Here is a 13,182-nt window from a genome sequence, read left to right on the forward strand (position 1 = left end):
ATCTAATTAATTCATGATTAATTTAACGACACAGCAACTTGCTCAAATTCTCAATGGAAAATTAATAGGGAGTGAGCAGGTTATCATTGAAAACATCAATACGGATACACGTCATCCTATTCCTAATCATTTGTTTTTTGCGCTAAAAGGGGAAACATTTGATGCTCATCAATATCTTCATCAAGCAATCGAACAAGGGGCGGTTGCTTTAGTTGTTCAACAAGCCGATCCTCATATTTCTATCCCGCAACTTGTCGTGGAAAATACACGGTTAGCTTTAGGTCGATTAGCCAAATGGTTGAGAGAAAAAATTAACCCTAAAGTTGTGGCGATGACGGGCTCTTCCGGAAAAACCACAGTAAAAGAAATGACGGCAAGTATTTTGCAACAAACGGCAGGAAATCCGGATGCCGTACTTTTTACCCAAGGGAATTTCAATAATGACATTGGTGTTCCGCTCACATTATTACGTTTGGAAGAAAAACATCGTTTTGCTGTGATTGAGCTGGGAGCAAATCATCAAGGTGAAATTGATTACACGACAGCTCTTGCCCAACCGGATGTGGCGTTAGTCAATAATGTTGCCGCAGCACATTTAGAGGGGTTTGGATCTTTAAAGGGTGTGGCACAAGCTAAGGGCGAGATTTATCGTGGTTTAACGGCAAATGGTGTTGCAATTATTAATGGTGAACATAATTATCTTGAACTTTGGCAAAAAGAAATCGGTGATCATCCCATTCAATATTTCAATGGCAAAGATTATTTTGCTAAAAATATTCAACATAATGAGCAAGGTTCAATTTTTACATTAGTTTCTCCAAAAGGTGAAATTGAAATCCATCTTCCGTATTTAGGCGAACATAATGTCAAGAATGCGTTGGCGGCAGCCGCACTTTCAATGAATATCGGGGCTACGTTACCGGATGTTAAAAACGGGTTAGAGCAGCGCTCTCAAGTGAAAGGGCGTTTATTCCCGATTCGGGTTAATGAGAATTTATTATTATTAGATGATACCTACAATGCCAATCAAGATTCCCTTTGTGCGGCAATTGATGTTTTGAAATCCTATAAAGCCTTTCGCATTTTATGCGTGGGGGACATGAAAGAGTTAGGGGAAAATTCCCTCGAAATTCATCGTCAAGTAGGGCAATATGCAAAAACGGCTCAGCTTGATTTAATTTGCTCTTTTGGTTGTGAAAGTGCGGTCATTTCTGAGGCTGTTTTAGGCAAACATTTTACCGATAAAGCGGAAATGGTGGATTTTTTAGTTGATCTTATTGAGAAACAATTAAAACAAAATCGACATATCGTTGTGCTTGGCAAAGGTTCTCGCTCAATGAAAATGGAAGATGTGATTTATTCATTAAAGGATAAAATTAAATGTTAGTTTGGCTTGCTGAATTCCTTGTTCGTTATGAAACCGCATTTAATGCAATTTCATATATTACTGTGCGTGCAATTCTTGCGTTATTGACCGCACTTTTTATTTCCCTTTGGATTGGTCCAAAAGTGATTAAACGTTTGCAAATATTGAAATTTGGTCAAGAAGTGCGTAATGACGGACCGGAAAGCCATTTTGCGAAAAAAGGCACGCCAACCATGGGCGGTGTGATGATTCTTTTTGCAATTGGCATTAGTACAGTGTTATGGGCAAATTTAGCCAATCCTTATATCTGGATTTGTTTATTTGTGCTATTTGGTTACGGTGCAATCGGTTTTATTGATGATTACCGCAAGATCACACGTAAAAACACAGACGGTTTAATTGCACGTTGGAAATATTTCTGGATGTCCGTTGTTGCACTGGCAGCGATTATTTGGCTGTATTGGTTGGGACATGATACGGATGCAACCCGATTAGTGGTGCCGTTTTTCAAAGATATTATGCCGCAGTTAGGCTTATTTTATATTGTGTTGTCTTATTTTGTGATAGTGGGAACAGGTAATGCGGTTAATTTAACCGATGGATTAGACGGACTCGCTATTATGCCTACCGCATTGGTTGCCGGTGCTTTTGCCTTGATTGCATGGGCCACGGGTAACGTTAATTTTGCTGAATATTTACATATTCCTTATATCAAACACAGTTCTGAAGTGGTCGTATTTTGTACGGCGATTGTAGGCGCCGGATTGGGTTTCCTATGGTTCAATACTTATCCTGCACAAGTATTTATGGGCGATGTCGGTTCACTTGCATTAGGCGGTGCATTGGGCGTAGTTGCCATTTTAGTCAGACAAGAATTCTTACTTGTGATTATGGGAGGTGTGTTTGTCGTCGAGGCACTTTCAGTCATTTTACAGGTTGGGTCTTACAAATTACGTAAACAACGAATTTTCAGGATGGCACCGATTCATCATCATTTTGAATTAAAAGGCTGGCCGGAGCCGAGAGTGATTATTCGGTTTTGGATTATTTCGTTAATGTTAGTGTTGATGGGATTAGTCACGCTTAAATTGAGATAACCGATTCGCTCTTTCTTTTTGAAAGAGCGCATTCATTTTCTTTGTTTGGTTGAAGGGGAAGATCCCGAAAAACAAGTTTAGTTAAATGTTATTAAAAAGAGCGGTTAAATTTGAGCGTAATTTTATCCAATAAGAAAGTCGATTTCTCATCAAATGAAAGCCGATATAAAAAACAGAATGAAATAGTAAGAAGTAAAAAATGAACAGTTACCAAAATAAAACCGTTACTATTATTGGATTGGGTAAAACAGGTTTGTCCTGTGTTGATTATCTTAACGCTCAACAGGCAAATATCCGTGTAATTGATACGCGAGAAAACCCCGTCGGTGCGGATAAACTTCCTAAAAATATTCCGCTTCATACCGGAAGCTTAAATCAACACTGGTTGAATGAAAGCGATATGATCGTCATCAGTCCGGGGCTTGCGGTAAAAACGCCGGAAATTCAGACCGCACTTTCATTAGGTGTCGAAGTGGTGGGCGATATTGAATTATTTTGTCGCGCAGCCACAAAACCTATTGTGGCGATAACGGGTTCAAATGGAAAAAGTACGGTGACTACGCTAGTTTACGAGATGGCGAAAGCAGCGGGGCTGAAAGTAGGAATGGGGGGGAATATTGGTATTCCGGCACTTTCTTTACTGAATCAGGATTATGATCTTTACGTATTGGAATTATCCAGTTTTCAATTGGAAACAACATACAGTTTAAAAGCTACCGCAGCGACTGTTTTGAATGTGACGGAAGATCATATGGATCGTTATGTGGATTTAGAGGATTATCGTCAGGCTAAGTTGCGTATTTATCATCAGGCTGAAAGCGCAGTGGTGAATAACGAAGACAAATTGACTTTAGGTGGGGGTAACAATCAAGGGAAAAAGGTTGTTTCTTTTGCCGAACATGATGCGGATTATGATATTAAAACCGAGAATGGCAAACCGTGTTTAATGGTGAAAGATGAGGTGATTTTACCTTGTGATGAAATTATGCTGGTTGGTCGTCATAATTATATGAATGCCCTTGCAGCAGCGGCATTAGCGCAAGCCGTTGGGGTAAATTTAGAGGCAGTTCGTACCGCACTTCGACAATTTAGAGGACTGGATCACCGTTTTCAATTAGCCTATCAGGCAAATGGTGTGCGTTGGATTAATGATTCTAAGGCAACCAATGTGGGAAGTACCGTGGCCGCACTGACAGGTTTATTTGTCGAAGGTAAATTACACTTATTATTAGGTGGTGATGGAAAAGGCGCTGATTTTTCCGAATTAGCCGAGCTGATTAATCAACCTCATATTATTTGTTATTGTTTTGGGCGTGACGGGGCGGAACTGGCAAAACTTTCTCCGCAAAGCTATTTATTTGAAACGATGGCGCAAGCGATTGAGTTCTTGCGACCGACATTGCAAGTAGGCGATATGGTTCTATTATCACCGGCTTGCGCAAGTCTTGATCAATTCGCTTCTTTTGAAAAGCGTGGTGAAGAATTTACTCGTTTAGCACAATTAAATTAATTAATAGAGCAATGGAATTTATTCAAAAAATTAAACAGAACCTTGATAGTTGGACTAGAATTACGCCACAGGGATTATTATATGATCGGGCGTTGTTTTGGCTTTTTGTGATTTTATTGCTTATAGGTTTGATTGCGGTAACGTCAGCCTCTATTCCGTATAGCTCAAGATTATTTAATGATGCATTTTATTTTGCCAAACGTGATGCATTTTATGTGTTTCTCTCGCTTTTAACCTGTTATTTCAGCATGCAAATTTCGACCCAACAATGGGAAAAATGGCATGTTAAAAATTTTTTCTTAGCCATTGTATTACTATTTGCTGTACTTGTTATCGGTTCTTCCGTCAATGGTGCAAAACGTTGGATTTCTCTTGGTGTACTTAATTTTCAACCGGCAGAATTTGCTAAATTGGCGCTTGCCTGTTTCTTAGCAAGCTATTTTACCCGCCGTTATGATGAAGTGCGGTCAAATAAATTGAGTGCTTTTAAACCCTTCATTGTTATGGGAATAATGGGCGGATTTTTATTGGCTCAGCCGGATTTGGGGAGTACGGTCGTATTATTTGTTATTACCTTTGGAATGCTTTTTATTGTCGGGGCGAACTTCTGGCAATTTGTCGGTTTAGTCGTAACCGGCATATTATTGTTTGTCTGGCTAGTGCTTTCCGCCTCTTATCGTTTAAAACGTTTTACCGGTTTCCTAGAACCGTTTAAAGATCCTTATGGTACGGGATTCCAGCTGACTAATTCACTGATGGCATTTGGACGGGGTGAAATAACAGGGGAAGGTTTAGGTAATTCTATTCAAAAATTAGATTATTTACCGGAAGCACATACCGATTTCATTATGGCGATTATTGGTGAAGAATTCGGATTTATCGGTATTTTTGTGGTCGTTATTTTGTTAGGATTGTTGGTCTTCCGCGCATTAAAAATTGGGCGTGAATCACTCCAATTAGAACAACGTTTCCGTGGCTTTTTTGCTTTCGGTATCAGCTTTTGGATTTTCTTTCAAGGCTTTGTGAATTTAGGGATGGCGCTGGGTATGCTGCCAACAAAAGGTCTAACTTTCCCGTTAGTGAGCTACGGCGGTTCAAGTATTATTATTATGTCGGCAACGATTGGTATTTTATTGCGTATTGACCATGAAAACCGTTTACAGCGGGGCGGGCAAGCGCGTTTGCGTGATGATTAGGAATAAAAATGAATAAATCCAAAAAATTATTAGTCATGGCGGGAGGAACGGGCGGTCATGTTTTTCCGGCTATCGCGGTTGCTCAAACCTTACAGCAACAAGGATGGGAAATTTGCTGGCTTGGTACAAAAGATCGTATGGAGGCCAAACTAGTACCGGAACATGGTATTCCGATTCGTTTTATTCAAATTTCCGGTTTGCGGGGAAAAGGCATTAAAGCCTTATTAAGTGCGCCTTTTGCTATTTTACGTGCAATATTTCAAGCGAAAAAAATTATCCAAGAAGAAAAGCCAAATGCCGTATTAGGGATGGGAGGCTATGTTTCCGGGCCCGGTGGTGTAGCGGCAAAATTGTGTGGTGTACCGATTATTCTGCACGAGCAAAATGCCGTTGCCGGATTAACCAATAAATGGTTGGCAAAAATTGCAACCCGTGTATTACAAGCCTTTCCAAATGCGTTCCCGAATGCGGAAGTTGTCGGGAACCCTGTACGCCAACGTTTATTCCAAATGCCGTCACCGAAGGAACGTTTTTCCCATCATGGTGAAAAGTTACGCGTACTTGTGGTTGGCGGGAGCCAAGGGGCTCGCGTGTTGAATCAAACGCTGCCAAAAGTTGTCTCACAACTTGTGGATAGATTAGAGGTTCGTCATCAAGTAGGAAAAGGCGCAGTTGAAGATGTAGCCGCACTTTATGGCGAAAACGCCTCGAAAATCAAAATTACAGAATTTATTGATGATATGGCAGAAGCCTATGCGTGGGCGGATGTGGTGATTTGTCGTTCCGGGGCATTGACGGTATGCGAACTTGCCGCTGTCGGTACGCCGGCAATTTTTGTTCCGTTCCAACATAAAGATCGACAACAATATCTTAATGCAAAATATTTAGCCGATGTTGGGGCGGCCAAAATTGTAGAACAAAGTGATCTAACGCCGGATATTTTGGTTAATTATTTGCAGAATTTTACGCGTGATGAACTTTTACAGATGGCGATAAAAGCAAAATCTATGTCTGCACCATTGGCGGCTCAGCATGTCGCTAATGTAATTATTGAGAACGCAAAATAATAATATAAAAATCTTTGGGATTTTGACCGCACTTTTTTATCGGTCAAATATTTTCCGAAAGAGAGAAGGAAATAAGATGAAACATTCTCACGAAGAAATTAGAAAAATTATCCCTGAAATGCGCCGGGTTCAGCAAATTCATTTTATTGGTATCGGTGGTGCCGGTATGAGTGGGATTGCTGAAATTCTTCTGAATGAAGGCTATCGGATTTCAGGTTCGGATATCGCAGACGGTGCGGTTACCCAACGTCTTGCACAGGCTGGGGCAAACGTTTTTATTGGTCATAAAGCTGAAAATATTGATGGTGCGAGTGTTGTTGTTGTATCAAGTGCGATTCACGAAGATAATCCAGAGTTGGTTGCCGCAAAACAAAATCGTATTCCGGTGATCCAACGTGCGCAAATGTTAGCGGAAATTATGCGTTTTCGTCATGGTATTGCTGTGGCGGGAACGCACGGTAAAACCACTACAACGGCAATGCTGTCGATGATTTATACACAAGCAAAATTAGATCCTACCTTTGTGAATGGCGGATTAGTAAAATCTGCCGGAAAAAATGCTCACCTTGGTGTGAGCCGTTATTTAATCGCGGAAGCGGATGAAAGCGATGCTTCTTTCTTACATTTACAGCCGATGGTTTCTGTGGTAACGAATATTGAACCGGATCATATGGATACTTATGAAGGCGATTTTGAGAAAATGAAAGCCACTTATGTGAAATTTCTTCACAATCTCCCTTTCTACGGCTTAGCAATGATGTGTGCGGACGACCCTGTTTTAATGGAGCTGGCTCCGAAAGTGGGACGTCAGGTTATTACTTACGGTTTTAGTGAACAGGCGGATTATCGTATTGAAGACTACGAGCAAATCGGTTTTCAGGGGCATTACAGAGTGGTTTGTCCAAACGGGGAGTGTCTTAATGTGCTGCTAAATGTACCGGGTAAACATAATGCGCTAAATGCCACTGCGGCGTTGGCGGTTGCTAAAGAAGAAGGAATTAATAATGAAGCGATCTTAGCGGCGCTTGCGGATTTCCAAGGTGCAGGGCGTCGTTTTGATCAGCTTGGTGAATTTATTCGTCCAAATGGAAAAGTACGTTTAGTGGATGATTATGGACATCATCCAACCGAAGTTGGGGTAACGATTAAAGCGGCACGCGAAGGTTGGGGAAATAAGCGTATTGTGATGATTTTCCAACCGCATCGTTATTCACGTACCCGTGATTTATTTGATGATTTTGTTCAAGTGCTTTCACAAGTAGATGCGCTTGTTATGCTGGATGTTTATGCTGCCGGTGAAACGCCAATTGTAGGGGCGGACAGCAAAGCACTTTGCCGTTCAATCCGTAATTTGGGTAAAGTAGATCCTATTTTGGTATCGGATACAATGCAATTAGGCGAAGTGCTTGATCAAATTATTCAAGACGGTGATTTAATTTTAGCGCAAGGGGCCGGTAGCGTGAGTAAAATTTCTCGTGGTTTGGCAGATTCTTGGAAAAATTAGTGTAGGATACAAAAGTCTAAGCCTACAAAAATATGAAAATCAATCATAATGAATAGGATATAAAATGAATTTAAGACAAGAAAAAATTGCCGTGTTACTAGGCGGTACATCCGCTGAACGTGAAGTTTCTTTAAATTCCGGTAAAGCGGTTTTGGACGCCCTTGTCAGTCAAGGTTATAACGTCCATCCCATAGATCCGAAAGAATATGATGTTGTAAATCTTAAAAAAGACGGTTTTGATCGGGTATTTAATATTTTACATGGTCGTGGCGGTGAAGACGGAACTATGCAAGGCTTATTAGAGCAAATCGGTTTACCTTATACCGGCTGTGGCGTAATGGCATCCGCTTTGACGATGGATAAGATGCGTACCAAAATGCTGTGGAAAGCCTTTGGTTTACCTGTTGCCGAGATGGAAGTAGTTACACGTGATAATTTAGCTCAATTAGATCCGCAAGCAGTTGTGGAAAGATTGGGATTACCATTAATGGTTAAACCTTCTTTAGAAGGTTCTAGCGTAGGTTTAACAAAGGTTAAAAGCGTAGAAAACTTAAAAAGTGCGGTTGAATTTGCACTTAAATTTGATAACACAATTTTGATTGAAGAATGGCTTGCCGGTGATGAATTAACGGTGCCGGTGTTAGACGGTCGGGTATTACCCGCAGTTCGTATCGTACCGGAAGGTGAATTTTATGATTATGAGGCAAAATATATTTCCGATAACACGAAATATTTTTGTCCGGCAGGATTAACCGCAGAACGTGAACAAGCATTGGCAATACTAGTCAAGCAGGCTTATGATGTTGTAGGCTGCCGTGGTTGGAGTCGTATTGATGTGATATGTGATGCGAAGGGCGATTTCCGTTTGGTGGAGGTTAATACTAATCCGGGAATGACCAGTCATAGTTTATTCCCAAAATCGGCTGCAACAGCGGGCATTTCTTTTGAGCAACTTGTCGTGAATATTCTGGAGTTGAGCGCGCAATGAATGTGCTGAAACGTAAAAGCACACCAAATACCCGATATGGTGAACCAAGGTTCAAATATTTTTTACAACTTCGTCTCTTGATCGCCATATTATGTATCGGATTTGGGTATTTTGTTTATTCAAATTGGCAAAATTGGTTGGAGAGTCTTGATTCTAAACCAATTAGTGCTTATGCGCTCGTCGGTAAAACAGAATTTACCGATTATGCGGATATTCAGGATGTTTTGCTTAAAATGGGGACATTAAAAGGCTTTTGGGGACAAGATGTTAAGGTTATTCAAGAACAGATTGAAACCTTACCTTGGATAAAAGGTGCGGTTGTTCGTAAAGTTTGGCCAAATCGTTTAAGTATTTGGCTGACGGAATATATTCCGGTCGCGATTTGGAATAAGACAGAGTTTGTCACAAAAGAGGGAACCGTCTTCCAATTGCCGCTGGAGCGTTTAAAAAATAAAGTGTTGCCTTATTTAGGTGGCCCGGATTATCAGAGCCCAAAAGTGCTTGAGGTATGGAATCAGATTTATGCCGATTTTAAGGCGAAAAATTTAAACGTAAAAGGTGTCACTATTGATGCGCGTGGTGCGTGGCAAGTTACACTTGATAATGATATAGTACTGAAATTAGGGCGTGGAGAATGGAAATCAAAACTCGAACGTTTTGTGACAATTTATCCACAAATTGAAGTTGAAGAAGGCAAGCGAATTGATTATGTCGATTTACGATATACATCGGGTGCAGCAGTCGGAATGACAGATAAATAAGATTTAGTGGGTGTAATAAATTATGGCAAAAGTGGTTGAAACAAAGGCAATTGTTGGACTTGAAGTCGGTACATCAAAAGTCGTTGCTGTCGTTGGTGAAGTATTACCTGATGGCGTAGTGAACGTATTGGGAGTTGGTAGCTGTCCTTCAAAGGGAATTGATAGCGGAAGTATTACTGATTTAGATGCGGTTGTGAGTTCTATTCAACGTGCTATTGAATCTGCCGAGTCAATGGCGGATTGCCAGATTATGAGTGTAACTTTGGCAATTACCGGAGAACATATTCAAAGTTTAAATGAAAATGGATTTGTTCCGATTGGTGAGAGTGAAGTGACGCAAGATGAAATCGATTCTGCCTTGCATAATGCAAGCACAATTAAATTGCCGGAAGGTGTTTCTTTATTACACGTCATCCCACAAGAATATGCGGTGGATCGTCAATTAAATATTAAAAACCCCCTTGGTTTACAAGGCGTTCGTTTGAATGCGCACGTACACTTAATCGCTTGTCATCAAGATTGGCAAAATAATTTAAAAAAAGCCGTGGAGCGCTGCGGATTACAAGTGGATAAAGTTGTATTCTCAGGTTTTGCTGCAACCCATTCGGTTTTAACTGAAGATGAAAAGGACCTTGGCGTTTGTTTGATTGATTTCGGTGCGGGTACAATGAATGTGATGGTTTTCACGAATGGCGCTTTACGTTTTAGTAAAGTTATTCCCTACGCCGGTAATATAGTGACTAATGATATTGCCCATGCTTGTACTATTTCGCGTGCAGAAGCAGAACGGGTTAAGGTGAACTATGCAAGTGCGGTATATCCGGCACGGTTACATGGCGATAAAAAGATTGAGGTTGCCAGTATCGGCGGTCGAGCCCCCCGCTCTTTAACCACAAGTGATTTATCTTTAATCACTTCAGCACGTTATACGGAACTTCTTGGTGTTGTGAAGGACGAATTAGATAAGCTAAAAGCGGATTTAGAAAGCAACCATATTAAATTTGAATTGATTGCCGGGGTTGTCATTACCGGTGGTGGTGCCCAAATTAAAGATTTAAAAGAGTGTGCGATGGATGTATTTGGTTGCCAAGTGCGAATCGGTAGTCCGTTAAATATTACCGGTTTAACTGATTATGTAAACCGTCCGCAATATTCAACAGTAATAGGGTTGTTACAGTATAGTCACAGCAATAGTGATGATCTTATCGGTGGCGATGACGATTCGGAAGGGAATATTTTCGGCACAATTTGGTCAGGCATTAAAAAAATCGCAAATAAAGTGCGGTCAGAATTTTGATTATTTTGAATTTTCATCTACAATACCAAACAGTTTAACTTTATTAGAATGCTAGCAGAGTATTAGCAGAACGGAGAACGCAAATGTTATACCCAGATTATGGTGATTTTGAAGAACAATCAGGCGCACTGATTAAGGTTGTCGGTGTTGGCGGCGGCGGCGGTAATGCCGTAAACCATATGGTTGCCAATATGATTAAACAAGACATTGGCGGTACTTTTCTTGGCGAAAATACTCTTGATAGCGAAGAGCATGGAAAAATTATTTTCTATGCAGTGAATACCGATGCACAAGCATTACGGAAAAGTCAAGTTCAGCAAACTGTGCAAATTGGCGGTGCGACAACGAAAGGTCTTGGCGCTGGGGCAAATCCTAATGTGGGGCGTAAAGCTGCGGAAGATGATCAAGAAGAAATCCGTAAAATGCTTGAAGGTGCCGATATGGTCTTTATTGCCGCCGGTATGGGCGGTGGTACCGGTACCGGTGCTGCACCTATTGTTGCTAAAGTAGCAAAAGAATTGGGTATTTTAACTGTTGCGGTTGTCACCAAACCATTCGCTTTTGAAGGTAAAAAGCGTATGCAATTCGCCGAATTAGGGATTAAGGATCTTGCTCAATATGTTGACTCAATGATCATTATTCCTAATCAGCAAATTCAAAAAGTTCTCCCTAAAAATGCAACGTTGATTGATGCATTTGCTGCTGCGAATGATGTACTGCGTAACTCTGTGATGGGTATTTCTGATATGATTACTTCACCGGGCATGATTAATGTTGACTTTGCCGATGTGAGAACGGTCATGTCAGAGATGGGACAGGCGATGATTGGCTTTGGTTCCGCTCATGGTGCACCAGGTGAAGGTCGTGCAGAGGAAGCGGCAAGAATTGCTGTACGCAATGATTTATTGGAAAAAGTTGATTTAACCAATGCTAAGGGGATTTTGATTAATATCACTGGCGGTTTTGATATTGCATTTGATGAGTTTAATGTAGTAGGTGATACTATTCATAGTTTTGCTTCGGAAGATGCAACAATTGTTGTAGGGACAACCTTAATACCGGAAATGAGTGATGAAATCCGCGTCACTATCGTTGCAACAGGTTTAGGTGAAATTACGCCAAATGAGACCATTCAGGTACAAAAAACGGCTCAATCGTTATCACCGCTTCACCAACCGGTAGAGGGGAATTCACACTCGATTCCGTTAAGAACGCAGGAGCAACAACCTATTACAACATTTAGACAGCCTGAGCCGATACGTTCTCTGGAGAGAAACCCACAGCCGGCAGATTATCGTAGTGGCTTGGAAAGACCAATCACTGAACGTTTGTCTTCTTTTAAAAAATTTGATCCAAACGCAATAGATCAAAACGATAAGTAATAAATAAAATCTTGTTGTGAAACAATAAGGTAAAGAGAATGATGATTAAACAAAGAACATTAAAACAAAGTGTTAAAGTAACCGGTATCGGTTTGCATAGCGGCAAAAAGGTGACCTTAACATTACGTCCGGCAATGCCAAATACCGGTGTGATTTACTGTCGTACCGATTTAAATCCGCCGGTAACATTCCCGGCGAATGCGGATTCTGTGAGAGATACGATGCTTTGTACCGCACTTGTCAATGAACAAGGCGTTCGTGTTTCAACTGTTGAACATTTAAACGCGGCATTAGCGGGTCTCGGTATTGATAATATTATTATTGAAGTAGATGCACCTGAAATTCCGATTATGGATGGTAGTTCAAGTCCGTTTATTTACTTGTTGTTAGATGCCGGTATTGAAGAGCAAAACGCAGCGAAGAAATTTATTCGTATCAAACAAAAAGTGCGGGTAGAAGATGGAGATAAATGGGCGGAGTTTACTCCTTACAATGGTTTCCGTTTAGATTTCACTATTGATTTTGAACATCCTGCCATTGGTAAAAATGTGCGTAACTATGTGATGGATTTTTCAGCCCAAGCATTTGTTCACCAGATCAGTCGCGCAAGAACCTTTGGTTTTATGAAAGATATAGAATATCTTCAATCCCAAGGTCTAGCGCTTGGCGGTAGTTTAGACAATGCGATTGTATTGGATGATTACCGTATTTTGAATGAAGAAGGATTGCGTTTTAAAGATGAGTTGGTTCGTCATAAAATGTTGGATGCCATTGGGGATCTTTATATGGTGGGTTACAACATTATCGGCGATTTCAAAGCCTATAAATCGGGTCATGGTCTAAATAACAAGTTGCTTCGGGCGGTTATTGCAAATCAGGAAGCGTGGGAATTTGTTACCTTTGAAGATAAGGAACAGGCGCCACACGGGTATGTTACACCAGCCCAAGTGCTGATTTAATTATTGTTGGTTAAAAAGCTATATTTCCCTAAAAGAAGTATAGCTTTTTTATTTT

General features: G+C 40.7%; 11 protein-coding genes. All 11 read left to right on the forward strand.

All coding sequences use genetic code 11. From position 1 onward, the window contains the following. Window positions 1–13 precede the first annotated feature (13 nt). The gene (murF, locus tag FEE42_RS11670; protein WP_135969128.1) at window positions 14–1,387 is read left to right on the forward strand and encodes a UDP-N-acetylmuramoyl-tripeptide--D-alanyl-D-alanine ligase; all 1,374 of its coding nucleotides are present in this window, start codon (window positions 14–16) and stop codon (window positions 1,385–1,387) included. After that, the gene (gene mraY / locus FEE42_RS11675; protein WP_059367144.1) at window positions 1,381–2,463 is read left to right on the forward strand and encodes a phospho-N-acetylmuramoyl-pentapeptide-transferase; all 1,083 of its coding nucleotides are present in this window, start codon (window positions 1,381–1,383) and stop codon (window positions 2,461–2,463) included. Before murF ends, mraY begins: the two co-directional genes overlap by 7 nt. 199 nt (window positions 2,464–2,662) lie before the next feature. Next, window positions 2,663–3,973: a UDP-N-acetylmuramoyl-L-alanine--D-glutamate ligase gene (gene murD / locus FEE42_RS11680; RefSeq protein ID WP_164028686.1), complete on the forward strand. Its 1,311-nt coding sequence runs from the start codon at window positions 2,663–2,665 to the stop codon at window positions 3,971–3,973. 11 nt (window positions 3,974–3,984) lie between these two features. Then, window positions 3,985–5,169 (forward strand): putative lipid II flippase FtsW, encoded by a 1,185-nt coding sequence (gene ftsW, locus FEE42_RS11685; protein ID WP_135969130.1) that lies wholly within the window; start codon window positions 3,985–3,987, stop codon window positions 5,167–5,169. Between the two features lie 8 nt (window positions 5,170–5,177). Beyond that, on the forward strand, window positions 5,178–6,236 hold the full coding sequence (gene murG / locus FEE42_RS11690; protein WP_164028687.1) for an undecaprenyldiphospho-muramoylpentapeptide beta-N-acetylglucosaminyltransferase: 1,059 nt from the start codon (window positions 5,178–5,180) through the stop codon (window positions 6,234–6,236). 76 nt (window positions 6,237–6,312) lie between these two features. Next, a complete protein-coding gene (gene murC / locus FEE42_RS11695; RefSeq protein WP_164028688.1) occupies window positions 6,313–7,740 on the forward strand; it encodes a UDP-N-acetylmuramate--L-alanine ligase in 1,428 nt (475 codons plus the stop codon). Between the two features lie 64 nt (window positions 7,741–7,804). Beyond that, window positions 7,805–8,728, forward strand: a complete 924-nt coding sequence (locus FEE42_RS11700) for a D-alanine--D-alanine ligase (RefSeq protein ID WP_164028690.1) — start codon at window positions 7,805–7,807, stop codon at window positions 8,726–8,728. Beyond that, window positions 8,725–9,489 (forward strand): cell division protein FtsQ/DivIB, encoded by a 765-nt coding sequence (locus FEE42_RS11705; protein WP_059367133.1) that lies wholly within the window; start codon window positions 8,725–8,727, stop codon window positions 9,487–9,489. Before FEE42_RS11700 ends, FEE42_RS11705 begins: the two co-directional genes overlap by 4 nt. A gap of 22 nt (window positions 9,490–9,511) precedes the next feature. Further along, window positions 9,512–10,786 carry a cell division protein FtsA gene (gene ftsA / locus FEE42_RS11710; protein ID WP_077585973.1) on the forward strand — a complete coding sequence of 425 codons (1,275 nt, stop codon included), beginning with the start codon at window positions 9,512–9,514 and terminating at the stop codon, window positions 10,784–10,786. Between the two features lie 83 nt (window positions 10,787–10,869). Further along, a complete protein-coding gene (gene ftsZ / locus FEE42_RS11715) occupies window positions 10,870–12,168 on the forward strand; it encodes a cell division protein FtsZ (RefSeq protein WP_164028693.1) in 1,299 nt (432 codons plus the stop codon). A 41-nt stretch (window positions 12,169–12,209) separates the two neighbouring features. After that, window positions 12,210–13,127 carry a UDP-3-O-acyl-N-acetylglucosamine deacetylase gene (gene lpxC / locus FEE42_RS11720; RefSeq protein WP_164028847.1) on the forward strand — a complete coding sequence of 306 codons (918 nt, stop codon included), beginning with the start codon at window positions 12,210–12,212 and terminating at the stop codon, window positions 13,125–13,127. Window positions 13,128–13,182 lie beyond the last annotated feature (55 nt).

The sequence above is a fragment of the Rodentibacter caecimuris genome, from assembly GCF_010587025.1.
GTDB lineage: Bacteria > Pseudomonadota > Gammaproteobacteria > Enterobacterales > Pasteurellaceae > Rodentibacter > Rodentibacter caecimuris.